The following is a 17,706-nucleotide window of genomic DNA, read 5'->3' as shown; positions in this document are numbered from 1 at the left end:
GCGGAGCGTTCTGCAGCGATTTGGGGAGAACGTTGATGTCGTCATTCTGGCTGCGCCGCCTCTGGCATTCGGCGCTGACGCTTTTCACCATGCTGACCCTGATGTTCTTCATGTTCCGGATGCTGCCAGGCGACCCGACGGCGACGGTCATCAGCCCTGCACTTTACCCCAAGGCGCAGGAGGCCCTGAAAATCCAGTTCGGCCTCGACAAGCCTTTGTGGGAGCAATATCTGCGCTATCTGGGAAATCTGGCGACACTTGATTTCGGCCTGTCGTTCCATACCGGAAGGCCGGTCGCCGAAGAGATCGGCGGGCGCTTGCTCAACACGATCCTGCTCGTGTTCCCGTCCATGATCGCGGCCTATGTGCTCGGCAGCTTCGTCGGTGCCATTCTTGGCTGGAAACGCGGCTCCAAGACCGAGGCGATCCTTGTGTTCGTGTCCACCGCGCTTCAGTCCGCGCCGGTTTTCTGGCTGAGCATGATCGCGATCCTGTTTTTCTCAATCAAGCTGGATCTGTTTCCGGTTGGTCATATCGTGACGCCTGGCATGTTCCCGGATGAAGACTGGCGAATGTATTTTTCGCTCGATTTCCTTCATCACCTGGCGCTGCCGTTTCTGATCAACACGATCTACAATTTCTGCTTCCCGTTCCTGCTGATGCGCTCGAGCATTCTTGCCACCGTGGGCGAGGAATATATCGAGCTGGCGCGGATGAAGGGTCTGACGGAGAAGGCGGTCCTCTATCGCCATGCGATGCGCAATTCGCTGCTGCCGATTGCCACCACGCTGCCGATGACGCTGGGCTGGGCGGTTGCCGGATCGGTTGTCATCGAAACCGTGTTCTCGTGGCCGGGCCTCGGCCTGCTGATGGTCGAAGCCGTTGGTCACTCGGACTTTCCGATGGTGCAGGCTGCCTTCTTGCTGATCGCGGCGCTGACCGTGGCGGGCACGCTGATGGCTGACCTTCTCTACAGCATTCTTGACCCACGTATCGTCAACCATTGATGGCTGTCATGGATATTTTGCGAAAATTCTATCAGGCAACATGGGCGACGACAGGTGGCCGCATCAGCCTTCTCGTGTTTGGTTTCTGCGTCATCCTGGCAATCGTCGGTCCGTGGATTGCGCCTTTCGATCCGATGGCGCGTAATTATGATGCAGCCGGCAAGCTGTTGCGCCTTGCGCCGCCAAGCTCCGAGCACTGGCTCGGTACGACGGTCTTTGGTCGTGACGTTTTCAGCCAGATGCTGTGGGGCGCGCGCCCTGCGATGATCATCGGCGTGCTGACTGCCGTCGGCTCGGTCATCATCGGGCTCAACTTCGGGCTGATCGCCGGATATTTTGGCGGACGCATCGACTCGTTGCTGATGCGCATTACCGACATCCTGTTGGGGCTTCCGTTTCTGCCCTTCATCATTGTCGTGTTGTCGCTGAGCGGGCGCAGCATCTGGACGATTGTCCTGGCGATGGTGGTGGTCTTGTGGCGTTCCACGGCACGCATTGTGCGCGCCGAGGTGATGTCCCTGCGTGAACGGCAATTCGTTGCTGCGGCGCGGACCACTGGCGCGAGCGACTTTGACATTCTCTATCGCGAGATCGCGCCGAACGTCCTGCCGCTGGCGATGACGTCGATCACCTTTGCTCTTGCCTGGGCGATCATCACGGAAGCCAGCATCGGCTTTCTCGGCTTCGGTGATCCGGACGTCGTCAGCTGGGGCTCGATCATCTACGAGGCCTACGCATCGCAGATGATGTACCGCGCGCCCTGGTGGGTCGTGCCCCCCGGCGTCGCGATCATGGTTCTGGTGACTTCGGTCTACTTCATCGGCCGCGCCTACGAAGATGTCGTCAACCCGCGTCTACAGGAAGGCAGATAATGCGTGAACAGCAAGAAAACGCCGCTGTGCTGCGTGTGCGCGGCCTGAACGTCGACTACCAGACCAAGAAAGGTGCCGCAAAGGCGCTGAAGGACATCGATTTTGCCATCCATGCCGGTGAGCGTGTCGGTCTGGTGGGTGAGTCCGGATGCGGGAAAAGCACCCTGCTGAAGACGATCATGGGCGTGTTGCCGAAAAACGGTGATGTCACCTCCGGTCGTATCGAGCTGGATGGGGTCAACCTGCTTGAGGTCGACGACGAAACGCGGCGCAAGGCGCGTTGGGCCGAAGTGGCGATGATCACGCAAAGTGCGTTGAACGCGCTCAATCCGGTGCGTCGTGTCGGCGACCAGATCATCGAAGCCGTCCGCGCGCATCGTCCCATCGACAAGCAGGAAGCCAATGCGCTTGTCCATCGCCTGTTCGAAATGGTCGGCGTTGCGCCGGAGCGCGCCCGCGACTATCCGCATCAGTTTTCCGGGGGCATGCGCCAGCGCGCCGTGATCGCAATGGCGCTCGCCCTGTCTCCGAAAATGATCGTGGCCGATGAGCCGACAACGGCACTCGACGTCATCGTTCAGGATCAGATTTTCGCGCGTTTGCGTGAGCTTCAGGCTGAAAATCAGTTCGCTCTGATCCTGGTGACCCATGATCTGGCTCTGGTGGCGGAGAACTGCCAGCGGGTAATGGTGATGTATGCCGGTACGCTGGTTGAATCGGGGCCGACCGAGGAGGTCATTGCGGCGCCGAAGCACCCTTACACGATCGGCCTGATCAACGCCGTTTCGGTTCTGGGAAGCGACAAGCAGCCGATCTCCATTCCGGGCTCCCCGCCTGACCTGATGGAAAAGATCGACGGCTGCCGATTTGCCCAGCGCTGCCCGCTCGCGACGTCGATCTGCAAGGATCAGATGCCCGAAGCCGTCGTCATCGCATCTCCCGGCGGAGAGCGGATGGTGCGCTGCCACCATTGGCAGCAGGCCGAGGATTTCGCGTTGCGCGCAAGCAATCCCGACGTCTGGCAATCGGTGTCAGCCGTCTGAGGTCTGTCGAAAACAACCTGCAATCTGGAAAAAACGCTCCGCGATGCGGGGGTTACAGGAGAATATCATGCACTATTTTGCCTATGGAACATTGCTGGTCGAAGACGCCATGCGTAGCGTTTGCCCGTCAGCGCGCAATGTCGGCTTCATGCGTCTGGAAGGTTTCGAGCTGAGCTTCGGAAAATGCAGCATGGACGGCGTTGCCGGCTGCACCTTGCTGCCGAAGGAAGGCGCCGTCACCTATGGCATCCAGTATGAGCTGACCGACGAAGACATGGCCAAGATGGACGGCGCTGCGCATGTTGAAGAAGCGCAGTGGGTTCATGTCCCGGTGACACTCGTCGATGCAGAAGGCCGCAGCGTTCCTTCGAGCACCTATTTCATCCCCGGTGAATTCCGCCCCTGGGCTCCGACCGACGCCTATGTCGCACCGATCCTGAAGGGCCTCAACGAGTGTGACTTCCCCGAGGAATACAAGACACGCGCGCGTGAGATCATCGCCACCGCGCAGAAGAACCACTGATCGTTGGATGACGAGAACTGGGCACAAGCCGCGCTTTGCGGATTTGTAAATTAGGAGGAATGAATGAAATATCTACGTAGCCTGCTGCTTGCCACGAGCGTACTGGCGGTGCCGCATGTGGCGCTGGCTGAAGGCAAGGTCGTGCCGGAAATCGATTTCCTGACCTGGCCTTCGACCAAGTATCAGCATTATTTCGAGACCACCCGCTATCTGGCGGACTCCTGGGAGGAGCTCGGGATCAAGGTAAAGCTGAACCCGCAGCCATTCCCGGCTCCCATGCTCGGAATGTGGTTCAACGAACACAAGTTCGACGTGGTCCTTTCGGTGCTGTCCGGCTCTTCGGCGCGATTTGAGCCGGAATTCTATTCGAACGGACAGTTCAATTCGGCCAACTCCACGCCGGGCAACATGAATGTCGGCTCGTTCTCGTCTGCAAAGATTGACGAGCTGGGCGACAAGCAGCTTCGCATCTACGATGCCGAAGAACGCCGCAAGGTCATCTACGACCTGCAGGCAGCCATCTATGAAGAGCAGCCGGAAGCGCTGATCGCCTATGTGATCAACACGACGGCCTACAACAAGACGACGACCGAGCTTGAAGATTACATCGACACGCCGGAAGGCCTGCGCTCGATCTGGAACCTGTCGCGCCTGAAGCCGATTGGTGGACAGCCGGCCGTGCGTCTTGGCTGGACCATCGATCAGGAGAGCTGGAATCCCCTGACCTTCAAGATCGGCGAGGATCTGGACCGTCTCGGGCTGGTTTATGACCGTCTGATGCTGGTCGGCCCCGATGGCAGCCCGCAGCTGTCCGCAGCCTCGGCCCTCGACGTCATCGACGAGACCACGCTCGATGTCAGCCTGCGCGATGACCTGAAGTTCAGCGACGGCGAGCCTGTCACGATTGAAGACGTCGTGTTCACCTTCAACTATTTGAAGGAAAACAACGCCATCTACTTCAAGCAGTATCTCGACAATGTCGAGAGCATTGCAGTTGTGGACGGCAAGGCACGCTTCAAGCTGGTCAAGCCATCCGCGCCGTTCGTGGCGACGCTTCTGGCACAGGCACCGATCCTGCCGGAGCATGTCTGGAGCGGTATCCTTGAAGAGACCGGTCTGGAGAAGCCCCAGGACTACAAGAACGTTCCGCTGGTTGGCAGCGGGCCCTACCGTCTGAAGTACTGGAAGGAAGGGCGTGAAATCTCCATGGAGCGCAATCCTGAGCACTTCATGAAGCCTGCCGCAGATCTCCTGTTCATCCAGTTCGGTTCCGCTGAGGTGCTTTCCTCGGCGCTGACCAAGGGCGACATCGACGTGACCTTGCAGCCGCTGGTCCCGACCGTTGTCGAGGAGTTCCGCACATTCGCTGACCTGCAGATTATTCAGGCCCAGTCCAACGGCTACATGTCGGCACGCTACAACATCAACAATGAGTTCCTCGCCAACAAGGCGGTGCGTCAGGCCCTGTCCCACGCCACGCCTTATGAGAGCATCATTGAAGAGGTTCTTGGCGGTGACGCGGCTCCAACCGCATCGTCGATCGTTCCGTCGAACACCTTCTGGCACAATCCGGAGCTCAAGCTGCCGGAATATGACCTCGAGAAGGCGCGCGAAATCCTGAAGAGCGCCGGCTTCACATGGGGCCAGGACGGACGTCTGCGTTTCCCGGAATAAGCAGTTGCATCATGGCCGCCAGTTCGCTGGCGGCCATGACTTTCTCATGAACACTCCCGCCCATCGTCGGCCAAGACCGATGATGTGTCGGATGAAGGACTTGCGACCGACATGAACATCCTTCCCCAGATTCAGGCGTTCCATTCGGACATTGCCGAGATACGCCGTGACCTTCACCGCCATCCGGAGCTGTTATTCGACTTGCATCGCACAGCCGAAATCGTTGCCCGGACTTTGCGTGACTATGGCGTCGATGAGGTTCATGAAGGAATTGGCCGCATCGGCGTCGTCGGCATTATCCGTGGTCAGCAAAAAGCCGAGGGGCATGTTGTCGGATTGCGCGCCGATATGGACGCATTGCCGATGCAGGAAGAGGCGGATCTGCCGCACGCATCCTCCATTTCAGGCAAGATGCATGCCTGCGGTCATGACGGGCATACCGCCATGCTTCTGGCGGCCGCGAGATATCTGACGCAGACGCGCAATTTTCGCGGTTCCGTTGCTGTCATCTTCCAGCCCGCTGAAGAAGGCGGCGGTGGTGGGCGCGAAATGGTCGAGGATGGCCTGATCGAACGCTTTGGCATCACCGAAGTCTTCGGCATGCACACATTTCCCAATGTGCCGGTCGGCGAGTTTCGCATTCGCAGCGGCGCAACGCTCGCCTCCGTCGACAATATTCGCATCACCATCACCGGCAAAGGCGCCCATGCAGCCAAGCCCCAGGTTTCCATCGATCCGCTGATTATCGGTGCCACCGTCATTCAGGCTGTTCAGACCGTCGTGTCGAGGGCGGTTGATCCGATGGAAGCGGCGGTCGTCTCGCTGACCACGTTCAACGCCGGAACGGCCAACAATGTCATTCCGCAGAGCGCGGAGCTGACGGGCACCGTGCGCACATTGTCGCCGGCGGTGCGTGATCTGGCCGAGAAGCGCTTGCGCGAATTGCTGGCGGGAATCGCGTCCATGTACGGCGCGCAGATCGATCTGGACTATGATCGCGCCTATCCGGTGATGATCAACGATGCAGCGATGGCCAAGGTCTGCGCGGATGTTGCCGCGACCATTGTCGGTGAGGACAACGTTGTGCGCGATACGGCGGCAAGTCTTGGCGGCGAGGACTTCGCGTTCATGCTGGAACGCTGCCCCGGTGCGATGATCTATATCGGCCAGGGGCCATCGGCAGAACTGCATCACCCCCAGTTTGATTTCAACGACGAGATTATTCCGCTTGGCGCGACCTATTGGGCTCGCCTTGTCGAAACTCGTTGATCGCCTTCGAATTTCCAGAGCAATTCCAGCAAAAGTGCGAAGCGGTTTTGCGTCTGGAATTTCGTAAAAACAAAGAGTTAGAGAAGTTTCGCGGATGAAGAAGCGCGAAATTGATCTAGGTAAAAAGAACCGACATCCATGAATATTGAACAGCGTCTTTCGAGCCTTGGCATTGAACTGGAATCGATTTCGAAGCCGATGGGAAATTACATTCCCGCAGTGGCGGCGCACGGGCTGGTCTTTTGCGCTGGTGCGTCCTGCACGATCAATGGCGAGATCCAGTATCGCGGCATCATCGGTGCCGATCTCACGCCGGAAGACGGCTATCATGCTGCACGCCTTGCGGCTATTTCCTCATTGGCCAAGCTGAAATACGCGATTGGGGATCTTGATCGCATCGACCGGATCGTCAAGGTCGTCGCCCATATGCGCACCACCGCCGACTTCGTCGATCATGCGTCGGTTACCAATGGCGCATCGGATCTTTTCGTTGAAGTCTTCGGCGATGCTGGCGCGCATGCGCGTCTTTCTCTCGGTTGCGCGACCCTGCCGGTCAACCTTCCGCTGGAGATCGAAGTGGTGGCTTCCCTGAAGCACTGACGGCGCCATACGCAGCGGACATGCGTGAATAGACCAATCCTGAAGCGTGTGATCTGAAAGATCGCGACACGCTTCAGGTAGACGCCTTGTCGTTGCTTCAGAACACAGCGCCGATGTCGCTGCTGCAGCGTGAGAGGGTGGCGATGACCTTCTCATGCAGCTGTTTTTCGTCATATTGTCCCTGTGGGAAGATGATCGAGACTGCGCCGTTGACCTGCGAATCGCGTCCGAATACGGGCAGGGCCAGCGAGCTGACGCCTTCGACATATTCCGATTCCGTGAACGAGAAGCCGCTCAGGCGTATGGCGCTGAGCAGGTCGCCGAAACCGTTGCGCTCCACCAGCGTGTGGGGCGTATAGGGGGCAAGGCCGAGCCGGTCGAGCAGCGCGTCGCGTTCGTTCTTTTCCAGGAATGCCAGAATCGCGCGTCCGATTGCGGTCGGTGCCAGCGGCACGCGGCTGCCGACCGTCACCATGTTGAGCGTGAAGCGGCTCGGAACGAAAGCGTGCGCGACATAGACGGCCTCATCGCCATCGAGCATGGCGAACGAAACCGATTCGCCGATTTCATGCGATGCTGCCCGCAGCACTGGCTGGATAACCTGCGGAATGCTGCGCGTTTCCATGAAGCCACGTGTCAGGCGCAGCACGCGTGGCGTCAGCTGGTAACGCCCCCGGTCGTGCGAAACGAAGCCGAGTTGTTCCAATGTGCGCACCAGACGACGCGTGACGGCACGGTTCAGGCTGACCTTGCTGGCGATTTCCGAGATCGTCAGCTCGCTGTTGCGGCCCTCGAAGGCAAGGAGGACAGAAAGGCCCTTGCCGAAAGTCAGAGAAACTTCCTTGTCTTCCTTGTCTAGCAGGTCATACAAATTCATGTCGTGATCATATCCGGCGGCATCGTTGTGGGCCTGGCGTCATCTTCGCATCGGGTCAGCCCAGTTCGATGCACGCGTTCTGTCGGTCATGATGGCATTTCCGTTGCAGCGATGCCATAGCCTGCGCCGCCGCAACTCTCGACGATCAAACGGTCTCCGGTGTTCAGCACGGGAACCGAGCGGGTGCCGAGGTTTTCCACAGAACCATCGCTGCGAACCACGGTGGCGGCAGAAGGTTGTGGCGAGCCACCGCCCAGAAGGCCGAGCGGCACCGAGCGGAAGCGCTCTCCGCGCAGCGATACCTGGATGCCGTCCTGCAGGGCGAGATAGCTGCGCCTGATCCCGTCGCCACCACGCAATTGTCCCGTGCCGCCGGACCCGCGCCGCACGACGGCTTCGACAAGCCGCACCGGGATTTGCGATTCCAGCGCTTCAGCGGGCATGTTCATGGCGTTCCCGACATCGGTTGAAATCCCCGGCGCTCCGTCGCTGTCCGGCCCGCCGCCAGCGCCGCCGGCGATGATCTCGGTGACGATGAAGCGTTTGCCATCGACGCCGTTGCCGGAGAAGGCGAGGACATAGGACATGCCGGAATTGGCTGCCGGCATCTTGGCTGGCAAGGCTTTGGCCAAAGCCTGCAAGAGGGCGGAGGTGGTGGCGCGCACGATGCCCATGCGCGCATTGACCGCTGCCGGTGGCGAGGCGTTGATCGCGCAGCCCTGTGGCAGTTCGAGATGGATGCGGCGTACGACGCCGCCATTGCGAAATACGGTCGGCCCGAGCGCGCTCAGCAGGCTGTAGAAGGAGGCCGCAAACGGGCCGGAGCGCACGCAGTTGATCGGCGCGGCCACCTGGGGCGAGGTGCCGGTGAAGTCGGCGTGGAGTTTGCCATCGCCGCATGACAGGGCGAGGTTGATCGTCACCTGCGGCAGGCCGGGTGTGGGGTCGAGGTTTTCGCGCGCGGCATGTGGTCCGGGGGCCATGGAAGCGATCGTCTCATGGGCCAGAGCCTCGCCCCGGTCGAGACATTCCCCGATCCCATCCACCAAGACGTCGGTCCCGCATTCTGTGGCCAGGGCGGTCAGCGATTGCGCGGCTTCGGCAGCGGCGCGGACCTGTGAGCTGAGATCGCCGAGCACCGTTGCCGGTGCGCGCGAATTTGCGTGGATGAGGTCGACGATATGCTGGTCGATCTGGCCGTTTCGTCCCATCAGAACCGGCGGCAGCCGCAGCCCTTCCTGAAAGATTTCGACCGCATCCGGCGGCACCGAACCGGCGCGCATGCCGCCAATGTCCTGATGGTGCAGAATACTGGCCGCAAAGGCGATCAGCCGGCCCCCGGAAAAGACCGGGCGGACGACAGTCAGGTCGGGCAGGTGGGTGCCGCCGAGGAACGGATCGTTCATCAGGTAAAGATCGCCCTCGCGCATGTCCTGTGCGGGAAAGCGGGCGAGAATTGCGCGGGTCGATCCGTCGAGCGCTCCCAGCAACAAAGGGATTGCGTCCGAAAGGGCGATCAGCTCACCGTCGGGAGACAGGAGTGCAGCGGCGGCGTCATTGCCTTCCCGCACCACGGCGGAAACTGCGGTCCGAAACAAGGTCTCCTGCATCGACTGGGCAATGGCGTTGAGCCGCATCTGCAGCGTCTCGATGCGCAGTGAGGTCGCTTCGCTGGTGCGCTGGAAGCGAAAGAAGCTGCCGCTGTGCCTTGATTGCCAATGTGCAGGTGCTGCGGGTGCTTGCGATGCCTTGCTCTCGTGGTCATGGCACATAGGTGCCGCACCATAGACCCGCCTTGCGATGGAAAAGACATGGCCGGGCTCGCGTGAGGCGGCGCCAAAGCGGTCGATATGATAGGCGTCGAAGGCGGCGCGCAGGTCTGCGCCGGTAGGAGCTGGCGGAAGTGGCAGTTCCACCGGATGCATGAAGGCGTTGGGGGCAAGCGTTGCGACGAGCTGTGTCTGCGCACCGGACGCCGGGCTGGCACCGGCAAAGCCGCCCAGGTCGGTTTCGTCGATCTGCGCCAGAGGCACGTTGAGGATGCGCACCTCCTCGGCAAGCGTGCGCGCGCTCAGCAAGCCGAGGGCTCCGGCAACCTCGCCATGGTGACCGATCACGACGTCGCGTGCGCCGGTGCGGTCGGCAATATCGCAGGCAAGGATCTTGCCGAGTCCGCCGGAAGCGACCAGCGCTGTGGCGGCAGGGTCGATATTGCGTCCTGCCGCGTAGCGGATGACGGCATCGGCGATGCGGTCAGCGGCGGCGTCGCGGATCGCTTCACACAGTGAAGCGGGCGTCGTGTTGGCGGCGCTGGCTGCTCGCGCGATACGCTCATGGCTGCCTTGTGCCAGCGCACTGTCCAGCAGCCCCAGTCCGATCAGCGCGTCGGTGATGGTCGGGCTGTCTTTGTCGGCATCTGCGGCGAATGTCGTTTGCGGCGACAGGCTTTTGAGTCGCGAACTTCCGCCCAGCGCGATGCTTTCGATGTCCGCCATGGGAATGCGCACCGGCACCCCGGCGACAACGCCATGTGTGGTGGTGCTGGCCCCGGCGCGGGTCAGCGCGACGATGTCGGTGCTGACCGAGCCGGCATCGATGGCAATGGCTTGTTCGATCTGCGCATCGTTCATCAGCTGTGTGGCGGTGAGTGTGGCCGCGGCGGGACCACCCAGAATAGTCGAGGTGACGTGCTTCTTTGCGACTTCAGGATCCTGCAGCGCGCCACGCGATTCTGCAAAAGCAAGGCGCCCGCGAAAGCCTTGGTCGCGCAAACTGTGCTCAAGCGCATCGAGCGAGGCGCGCTGCGAGGGCACCAGCGCCGCTTCCAGACAGGCTGAAACCATGCGCTCATATTCGCGTGCGTAAGGATCGCACTGATGCGAAAGCACAACCGGCAGGTCGGGAACGGCCTTCGCAAGCGCTGCCGCGCAGGCGTTCTCATGTGCCGGGTCGAGATAGGAGAAGAGGAAGCAAACGGCGATTGCCTTTGCGCCAGCGCGCTGCAAGGCGAGCGCGGCGTCGCGAATCTGGTCGAGCGCCAGCGGATCGATTTCGCGTCCGTCCGGGCCGATCCGCCCGTCGATTTCATGGATCGCGGCGCGGTCCACGAGAAAATGCGGCGAGGGGGAACGCGCGACCGGGTCATAAAGGTCGACCCGGTTCTGGCGCGCCAGGGCCAGCGTGTCGGCAAAGCCGCGTGTCGTCAGCAGCCCAATCGGCGAGACGTTGCCCGACAGCACATGGTTCAGCGCGCCTGTCGAGCCGACCCGGATCTCATCGAGCGCCGTCAGCGACACCGACCAATGTTCACTTGCAAAGCCGATGGCCTCGAGGATCGCCGTGCTGGACTCGGTGCCTTTGTGCGGCAGCTTCATCTTCCGCACCGTTCCGCCGGTGCTCAGTGCGAGGTCGATGGTTGAAGCGCCGATGTCGATTCCGAGCAGGTTCATGCGGGCAGTTCCTGCAGCGGGAGTGCGAACGGTTCGGGGATCTGCAGGAATTCGACGTCTGTTCCGCCGCGCGTGCGCCACATGGTCGAGGCGAACAGCCCCTGCCGGTCGAGCGAGATGATGCCATGATGCCAGACACCCGGCTTGTAGATCACAACGTCGTCGGGCGCGCCGACGAAAGCGCGGACCTTGCCTCCGCGCTCCGGGTGGTCGTCCCAGACGATCACCAGATAATGCTGGCCGGACATCGGCACGAACATTTGCGAACTGTGTTCATGGCGCTCGGCGATGCTGATCTGCATCGGGTCGGCTGCGGCTTGCACGTCATAGAAGTCCAGCGCGAGGTCGAGCGCCGTTTCATCGTGGCTCAGCGCCGCCGGTGACTTGCTCAGCAGCACCGATCCGTCGCGGATGGCCTTGGTGATGCCGGCACCGGAACGGCCAACATAGCCGAACTCGCTGAAACTATCTTCGGTGAGGCGCTCGAATTGGATCACGGTCGGGTCTCGCTAATTCGTTTATCGAACAATTGGTCTATTATCATAACAGCACGAGGGTTTGCACTGTCAATTGATGCTGGCTGTCGAAGTTTTGATTGCCGTCACCTGTGTACGCTCCATGTGGAAGGCGTGGGTTTTGCCGCTGGCGGATGACAATAGGTGTTGACCTCGTTCGGCATCCTTGTCATGATTAGCGAACAGTTGCTCGATAATCGGATTTAATATGGCGTGGCACCTTTGGAGCGAATTGCGGGCCGACCAGCTTCCCGCGCTCGTTGACGACGAGACGGTAGCGCTGCTTCCGGTCGGCGCCATCGAGCAGCACGGGCCGCATCTGCCGCTGTCGGTGGACGCGACGCTTGCGGAAGGCATGGCGCTGGAAGCTGCCCGCCGTGTGCGCAATGCGACCGTCCTCGTGCTTCCGACCGTCAGCGTGGCCAAGTCCGACGAACATGCCGGTTTTCCCGGTGTCCTTACCCTGGATGCATCGACGTTGCAGGCCGTTCTGACCCAGATCGGCGAGAGTGTAGCCCAGTCCGGCGTGCGCCGCCTCGTCTTTCTCAATGCGCATGGTGGCAACGTTCCGGTGTTGCAGATCGTGGCGCGTGCGCTGCGCTTGAAGGCGCAGATGTTGTGTGTGTCCGCCGGCTGGATGAGCATGGGCTACCCGGCGGGGCTGCTGCCTGAAAACGAGGCGCGTGACGGCATTCATGGCGGCTTCGTCGAAACCGCTGCAATGCTGCATTTCCGCAGCGATCTGGTCGCGATGGAACGCGCGAAGAATTTTGTCCCGACCTCAGCCGCTGTTGCCGAAACCAATGAAGTATTCCGGATTGTAGGGCCGGTCGGAACCGGCTGGATCATGTCGGATCTCAATGCCGACGGTGCAGCCGGCAATGCGGCGCTGGCGACGCCGGAGGCCGGGCGCGCCATCGTCGAACATGCGGCGGCGCGCTATGCCACGCTGCTTGAAGAAGTCGCACGCCATCCAATTTCCTTCGGTCCCGTCGCCTGATGAGCACCGGGGGGATGCCAAATCAGATGCGGTCGGGCTGGTATGTGGGGGCACGCGTCCCGGTCGAGCTGGTCGAGGGGCTGGCGCTGCGCGACATCGACGCGACGCAGGGCCTTGCACTGGCGGATTTCGGCGTCACGCAGGACGGCCTCATCACCGCAGAGCAGGCAGACGGCCCGGTGGTGGATCTGGATGGGCGTCTGGTTCTGCCGACCTTCACCGATTCTCATGTCCATCTCGACAAGGCGTTCATCGTCCGGCGCACCGGCCTGCCGCAAGGCTGTCTGCTCGATGCTGTCAGGCTTTCGGGGGCGGATGCGGCCAACTGGACCGAGGCCGATCTGGAAATGCGGATGACAAGGGCGCTGGAGCGTGCCTTTGCCAATGGCACCGCAGCGATGCGCACCCATCTCGATACTCCAGATATGCCTTGCGACAGTGCGTCGTGGCGGACCTTTGATCGCATCAGAGCCCGCTGGGCAGGGCGGGTCGAACTGCAGGCCGTCGCGCTGATGGCGCTTGATCGTGTCGAACATGCCGAGTTTGCCGAGCGCTGCCGCCAGATTGCCGGTTTCCGCGGAATTCTGGGAGCTTTCATCGTCCCTGGATCGGCAACGCCAGAGCGGCTGGATGCGCTGTTTGCTCATGCAACACGGGCCGGGCTTGATGTCGATTTCCATGTCGACGAAACGCTTGATCCGGCAGCCAATGCGATAGAGCTGATCTGTGACAGCGTGTTGCGCACCGGGTTTTCCGGCGCGGTGATGGCGGGGCATTGCTGCTCGCTCAGTTCCAAGGCTGACGCGGATCGCGACCGCATCGTCGGAAAGATTGCAGCGGCAGGCGTTCACATCGTGTCGCTGCCACACTCGAACCTCTTCTTGCAGGATCGCTCCGCAGGGGCAACGCCGCGGCGTCGGGGCATCACCCAGGTGCGTGAATTGCGCGCCGCTGGCGCGAAGGTGCACTTCGCCTCGGACAATGTGCAGGACCCGTTCTATCCATATGGTGATTTCGACATGGTCGACGTGCTGCGCTCGGCCATCCGCACGGCGCATCTGGATGTTGATCTTGGCGCTTGGGCGACGATCCAGCTTCGCGATCCGGCGCTGGCCTGTGGTTTCGACACGTCTGGACGCATCGAGGTCGCAGGACCGGCGGATCTCATAATATTTGACGCGCGCGACTGGCATGACCTTGTCAGTCGCCCACAGGTTGACCGCATCGTGCTGCGCGGCGGAGCCCCGCTGCGGGCGACGAACGATTTGCACGAGCTTTTCGGGATGGAAGATTGATGACTTCAAATATTGAGGCTTGCCGTGAGGCGCTGGCGCATCTCGATCTGGACTGCAACGTCAACACGGTGCAGCAGAAGAGCCGCGATTTCTATTGGTACAGCCCGATCCTCAAGGAGCAGCTGGGCCACATCACGGCGGATTTCGTTGTCGCGCCGCGCAATGAAGCCGAGGTCGTCGAAATTCTGGCGACCTGCTACAAGCACAATGTGCCGGTGACGACCCGTGGTGCCGGCACTGGCAATTACGGTCAGGCCATGCCTTTGTTTGGCGGCGTCGTGCTGCACATGAAGCATCTGGGCAATGTGGTGGCGATCAACGACGATCACTTCATCGCCCAGGGTGGCGCTGTCATCGAACATATCGAGACATCGCTGCGTGCGGTCGGCAAGGAAATCCGTCTGTTTCCCTCGACAATGAGTTCTGCGACGATTGGCGGCTTCATTGCCGGCGGTTCGAGCGGGGTCGGGGCCATTCGTTGGGGCGGTCTGCGCAATCCTGCCAACATTCGTCGCCTGCGACTGGTGACAATGGAAGAGACGCCGCGCGTGCTCGATCTCGTCGGCGAAGACATCAGCAAGGCCGCGCACGCTTATGGCGTCAATGGCGTGATCGTCGAAGTCGAGATGCCTGCCGACCCGTCGACCGACTGGGTCGACGTGATGATCGGCGTCGACAGTTTTGACAATTCCTGCCGTCTCGCGCTGCAGATCGGTGAAGATGCGACGATTGACAAGCGGATGCTGTCAAATTTCGAATCCGCGATCCCGATGGCTTATTTCCTGCGCCATCGCCGCTTTTTCGTTGAAGGCGAGGCGTTGCTGGCGGTGACCGTCTCTCGCGCCACTGTTGAGCGTCTGGTCGAGGTTGTCGAAGCTTACGAGGGCGCGCGGATTGCGCTGCGCTACGATCAGCTCGAAGAAGGACTGAAACTGCCGGCGGCGTTCGAACTGGCATGGAACCACACCACCTTGCGTGCATTGCGCGTCGACCCGACCATCACCTATCTTCAGATGCTGGTGCCGCGCCCGGTGATGTTCGAGAAGCAGGCAGAGGTGAAGGCGCGCTTCGGTGATGAGCTTCTTCTGCATTATGAGTTCACGCGCTTTGACGGTGTCGTCGCTCCGGTCGCGCTGCCGATCGTGCGTCACACGACCAATGAGCGGCTGGAAGAGATCATCCAGATCCTTGAGCAGGAGCTCGGCTTGCCGGTCTTCAACCCCCACCGCGTGACGCTCGAGGAAGGCGGTATGAAAAAGACCAATCCGGTGCAGCTTGAGTTCAAGAAGCAGGCCGACCCGAAGGGGCTCCTCAATCCCGGCAAGATGATCGCGTGGGACAATCCCGACTGGGTGCCGGTTGCCGGCAAGACCTATTTGTTTGCCGAGTAGGTTCTGCGCGTCGGTAGCGACGCTGCAAGCCTTTGTTCCACAAGTGGATGAATGACTGAAATGACTGGTCAAAACGGACACGTAACGATCATCGGTGCGGGCATTGTCGGTGTCAGCTGCGCTGCGTTCCTGCAACGCCAGGGCTATGGGGTGACGATCATCGATCGTCTTGAGCCTGGTCTTGGCACGTCGTTCGGCAATGCTGGTTCAGTGTCGCCGAGCGCGATCTTGCCCGTTGCGATGCCGGGGATGATGAAGAAGCTTCCCGGCTGGCTGCTCGATCCGCTGGGACCATTGACCATCCGCTGGTCCTATCTGCCATTTTTGACGCCCTGGCTGCTGCGCTTTTTGCGCCATGCAAGCCGCGACGAGTGTGTGCGGGTGGCGACAGCGATGCGCTCGCTGATGGAAACCGTCTTTGACGATTACAATGAAATCCTCGAAGGTGACACGTTTCGTCAGTTGATCCGTCGCAATGGCTGTCTCTACGTATATGACAGCAAAGAGGAACTTGCGGCGGCGAAATGGTCGCTGGATGTGCGCCGCAACCTTGGCGCCGCCATGGACGAGATCGGCGAAAGCGAAATCCGTCAGCTCGAGCCTGCGCTGAACCGGCGCTTCCAGCACGGCATTTTTGCACCCGACAACGGCTCGACGATCGACCCGCATCTGCTCGTGCGTGCGATTGCGGATCAGGTTCGCGCCAATGGCGGCACGATCCTTCAGGCTGAAGTCAATGACGTCGAGATCGGCCCGGAAGGTCCGGTGGCGCTGCAGACGACACAAGGCAGGGTGCCGGTGGACCGTCTCGTTCTGGCCGCTGGCGCATGGTCTGGAAAGCTTGCCCGCAAGCTTGGCAGCAAGGTGCCGCTGGAAACCCAGCGTGGCTATCATGTCACCTACGCCCAGCCGGATATCGAAGTGCACCGCACGGTGATGTGGAACACCAGAAGCGTGTTCGTGAACCCGATGGATTGTGGCTTGCGCATTGCAGGCACAGTCGAGCTTGCAGGCCTGTCGGCCGCGCCGAACTATGCCCGCGCCGACCGGCTCAACGAGATTGCGCAGGAGCTTTTCCCCGATCTCAACACGGCGACGAAGTCGAAATGGATGGGGCACAGGCCGTGTCTTCCGGACAGTCTGCCGGTGATCGACCGGTCGCCAAAATATTCCAATACAGTGTTCGCCTTCGGGCATCAGCATGTCGGGATTTGCTCGGGCGGGCCCACGGGCCGCCATGTGGCCAATCTTGTGAGTGGCCGTCCGGCAACGATAGATCTGTCGCCATTTTCGGTTAATCGGTTCTAGGCAGCGACGCGTCGTCAGGGCGAAGTGAATTTTCAGGGAGGTGAGTTGATGACGGTTTCAGCAGGAGCGCCAGAACCGGCAGCTATGGAGGATACGCGTCCCGCCGCGTTGACCTTCGACAAGGTCAGCATGCGGTTTCCGGATGGAACGCAGGCAATCGGCGAGGTTTCGCTGACGATCCGTCAGGGCGAGTTCGTCTCGATCGTCGGTCCGTCCGGCTGCGGCAAGTCGACCTTGCTGAAGATTGCCTCGGGGCTTTTCCCTCAGACGACCGGAACGGTGACTGTTGATCGCAGCCATCTTGGCTACACTTTCCAGGACGCGACCTTGCTGCCGTGGCGCAAGGTGCTCGGCAATGTCGAATTGCTGATGGAACTGCGCGGCTATCCCAAGGAAGAGCGTCGCCGCATCGCGCTTGAGCAGATCAGCCTTGTCGGGCTGGACGGCTTTGCCAATCATTATCCCAAGCGTCTGTCCGGCGGCATGCGCATGCGTGCGTCGTTGGCGCGCTCCTTGTCGCTGAACCCGACCGTGTTCATGTTCGACGAGCCGTTCGGTGCGCTCGACGAGATCACGCGTGAGCGGCTCAACGACGAATTGCTCTCCCTCTACATGCGCAAGGGCTTCACCGGGCTGTTCATCACCCACTCGATCTCGGAAGCCGTCTATCTGTCGAGCAAGGTGATCGTGATGTCGCGCCGTCCCGGCACGATCCTCAACGTCTACGATATCCCGTTCGGTTTCCCGCGTTCACCCGAACTGCGTTACGATCCCGTGTTCACTGAGCTGTGCGGCGAGATTTCGGTGTCGTTGCGCGAAGCAACGGAGGGCGGCGCGTGAGCACGATTTCTCCAACCGCCAAGGGTATCAATTCCGGAGCAGG

At 60.9% G+C, this 17,706-nt stretch carries 15 protein-coding genes; 12 read left to right on the top strand and 3 right to left on the bottom strand.

The annotated features are described in order from the left end of the window. The first annotated feature begins 35 nt into the window (after positions 1–35). The 7 genes from BMZ42_RS02055 to BMZ42_RS02025 all read left to right on the top strand — a co-directional run bounded on the left by BMZ42_RS02055 (position 36) and on the right by BMZ42_RS02025 (position 6,988). On the top strand, positions 36–1,007 hold the full coding sequence (locus BMZ42_RS02055; protein WP_175556604.1) for an ABC transporter permease: 972 nt from the start codon (positions 36–38) through the stop codon (positions 1,005–1,007). 8 nt (positions 1,008–1,015) lie between these two features. Continuing rightward, positions 1,016–1,879 carry an ABC transporter permease gene (locus tag BMZ42_RS02050; RefSeq protein ID WP_091518419.1) on the top strand — a complete coding sequence of 288 codons (864 nt, stop codon included), beginning with the start codon at positions 1,016–1,018 and terminating at the stop codon, positions 1,877–1,879. Beyond that, positions 1,879–2,922, top strand: a complete 1,044-nt coding sequence (locus tag BMZ42_RS02045) for an ABC transporter ATP-binding protein (RefSeq protein ID WP_091517985.1) — start codon at positions 1,879–1,881, stop codon at positions 2,920–2,922. The genes BMZ42_RS02050 and BMZ42_RS02045 overlap by 1 nt, the downstream gene beginning before the upstream one ends. Positions 2,923–2,989: 67 nt before the next feature. After that, positions 2,990–3,445: a gamma-glutamylcyclotransferase family protein gene (locus tag BMZ42_RS02040; protein WP_175556603.1), complete on the top strand. Its 456-nt coding sequence runs from the start codon at positions 2,990–2,992 to the stop codon at positions 3,443–3,445. A gap of 63 nt (positions 3,446–3,508) precedes the next feature. Then, entirely contained in the window at positions 3,509–5,119 is a 1,611-nt protein-coding gene (locus BMZ42_RS02035) for an ABC transporter substrate-binding protein (protein ID WP_091517981.1), read from the top strand. A 111-nt stretch (positions 5,120–5,230) separates the two neighbouring features. Next, on the top strand, positions 5,231–6,388 hold the full coding sequence (locus BMZ42_RS02030) for a M20 aminoacylase family protein (protein ID WP_091518416.1): 1,158 nt from the start codon (positions 5,231–5,233) through the stop codon (positions 6,386–6,388). A 138-nt stretch (positions 6,389–6,526) separates the two neighbouring features. After that, entirely contained in the window at positions 6,527–6,988 is a 462-nt protein-coding gene (locus BMZ42_RS02025; RefSeq protein ID WP_091517978.1) for a RidA family protein, read from the top strand. A 97-nt stretch (positions 6,989–7,085) separates the two neighbouring features. Here BMZ42_RS02025 and BMZ42_RS02020 read toward each other — a convergent pair whose 3' ends face one another. From BMZ42_RS02020 to BMZ42_RS02010, 3 genes are all read right to left on the bottom strand, one after another. After that, entirely contained in the window at positions 7,086–7,865 is a 780-nt protein-coding gene (locus BMZ42_RS02020; protein WP_091517976.1) for an IclR family transcriptional regulator, read from the bottom strand. 86 nt (positions 7,866–7,951) lie between these two features. Beyond that, a complete protein-coding gene (locus tag BMZ42_RS02015) occupies positions 7,952–11,314 on the bottom strand; it encodes a hydantoinase B/oxoprolinase family protein (protein WP_091517974.1) in 3,363 nt (1,120 codons plus the stop codon). After that, positions 11,311–11,811: an ureidoglycolate lyase gene (locus BMZ42_RS02010; protein ID WP_091517972.1), complete on the bottom strand. Its 501-nt coding sequence runs from the start codon at positions 11,809–11,811 to the stop codon at positions 11,311–11,313. The genes BMZ42_RS02015 and BMZ42_RS02010 overlap by 4 nt, the downstream gene beginning before the upstream one ends. A gap of 226 nt (positions 11,812–12,037) precedes the next feature. On the opposite strand from BMZ42_RS02010, the gene BMZ42_RS02005 reads away from it, so the two are divergent. The 5 genes from BMZ42_RS02005 to BMZ42_RS01985 are packed head-to-tail and all read left to right on the top strand — an operon-like array spanning position 12,038 to position 17,663. Beyond that, positions 12,038–12,829 (top strand): creatininase family protein, encoded by a 792-nt coding sequence (locus BMZ42_RS02005; protein ID WP_091517971.1) that lies wholly within the window; start codon positions 12,038–12,040, stop codon positions 12,827–12,829. 14 nt (positions 12,830–12,843) lie between these two features. Further along, positions 12,844–14,124 carry a cytosine deaminase gene (locus BMZ42_RS02000; protein WP_175556602.1) on the top strand — a complete coding sequence of 427 codons (1,281 nt, stop codon included), beginning with the start codon at positions 12,844–12,846 and terminating at the stop codon, positions 14,122–14,124. Then, positions 14,124–15,515, top strand: a complete 1,392-nt coding sequence (locus BMZ42_RS01995) for an FAD-binding oxidoreductase (protein WP_091517967.1) — start codon at positions 14,124–14,126, stop codon at positions 15,513–15,515. The genes BMZ42_RS02000 and BMZ42_RS01995 overlap by 1 nt, the downstream gene beginning before the upstream one ends. Before the next feature lie 60 nt (positions 15,516–15,575). Further along, positions 15,576–16,823 carry an NAD(P)/FAD-dependent oxidoreductase gene (locus BMZ42_RS01990; RefSeq protein ID WP_091518415.1) on the top strand — a complete coding sequence of 416 codons (1,248 nt, stop codon included), beginning with the start codon at positions 15,576–15,578 and terminating at the stop codon, positions 16,821–16,823. A 48-nt stretch (positions 16,824–16,871) separates the two neighbouring features. Continuing rightward, positions 16,872–17,663 carry an ABC transporter ATP-binding protein gene (locus BMZ42_RS01985; protein ID WP_175556601.1) on the top strand — a complete coding sequence of 264 codons (792 nt, stop codon included), beginning with the start codon at positions 16,872–16,874 and terminating at the stop codon, positions 17,661–17,663. The last annotated feature ends 43 nt before the right edge of the window (positions 17,664–17,706 follow it).

The organism is Aquamicrobium aerolatum DSM 21857 (assembly GCF_900113935.1).
Classification (GTDB): Bacteria; Pseudomonadota; Alphaproteobacteria; order Rhizobiales; family Rhizobiaceae; genus Aerobium; species Aerobium aerolatum.
The sequence above is the reverse complement of the archived record's forward strand: the minus strand, read 5'-3'. Positions and strand labels throughout refer to the sequence as shown.

Excerpts from the sequence above, each read along its gene's own strand:
- BMZ42_RS02025 (WP_091517978.1), top strand. The coding sequence starts at position 6,527 with ATGAATATTGAACAGCGTCTTTCGAGCCTTGGCATTGAACTGGAATCG.
- BMZ42_RS02055 (WP_175556604.1), top strand. The coding sequence starts at position 36 with ATGTCGTCATTCTGGCTGCGCCGCCTCTGGCATTCGGCGCTGACGCTT.
- BMZ42_RS01985 (WP_175556601.1), top strand. The coding sequence starts at position 16,872 with ATGACGGTTTCAGCAGGAGCGCCAGAACCGGCAGCTATGGAGGATACG.
- BMZ42_RS02045 (WP_091517985.1), top strand. The coding sequence starts at position 1,879 with ATGCGTGAACAGCAAGAAAACGCCGCTGTGCTGCGTGTGCGCGGCCTG.
- BMZ42_RS02020 (WP_091517976.1), bottom strand. The coding sequence starts at position 7,865 with ATGAATTTGTATGACCTGCTAGACAAGGAAGACAAGGAAGTTTCTCTG.
- BMZ42_RS02040 (WP_175556603.1), top strand. The coding sequence starts at position 2,990 with ATGCACTATTTTGCCTATGGAACATTGCTGGTCGAAGACGCCATGCGT.
- BMZ42_RS02050 (WP_091518419.1), top strand. The coding sequence starts at position 1,016 with ATGGATATTTTGCGAAAATTCTATCAGGCAACATGGGCGACGACAGGT.
- BMZ42_RS02005 (WP_091517971.1), top strand. The coding sequence starts at position 12,038 with ATGGCGTGGCACCTTTGGAGCGAATTGCGGGCCGACCAGCTTCCCGCG.
- BMZ42_RS02000 (WP_175556602.1), top strand. The coding sequence starts at position 12,844 with ATGCCAAATCAGATGCGGTCGGGCTGGTATGTGGGGGCACGCGTCCCG.
- BMZ42_RS01990 (WP_091518415.1), top strand. The coding sequence starts at position 15,576 with ATGACTGGTCAAAACGGACACGTAACGATCATCGGTGCGGGCATTGTC.
- BMZ42_RS02015 (WP_091517974.1), bottom strand. The coding sequence starts at position 11,314 with ATGAACCTGCTCGGAATCGACATCGGCGCTTCAACCATCGACCTCGCA.
- BMZ42_RS02030 (WP_091518416.1), top strand. The coding sequence starts at position 5,231 with ATGAACATCCTTCCCCAGATTCAGGCGTTCCATTCGGACATTGCCGAG.
- BMZ42_RS02035 (WP_091517981.1), top strand. The coding sequence starts at position 3,509 with ATGAAATATCTACGTAGCCTGCTGCTTGCCACGAGCGTACTGGCGGTG.
- BMZ42_RS01995 (WP_091517967.1), top strand. The coding sequence starts at position 14,124 with ATGACTTCAAATATTGAGGCTTGCCGTGAGGCGCTGGCGCATCTCGAT.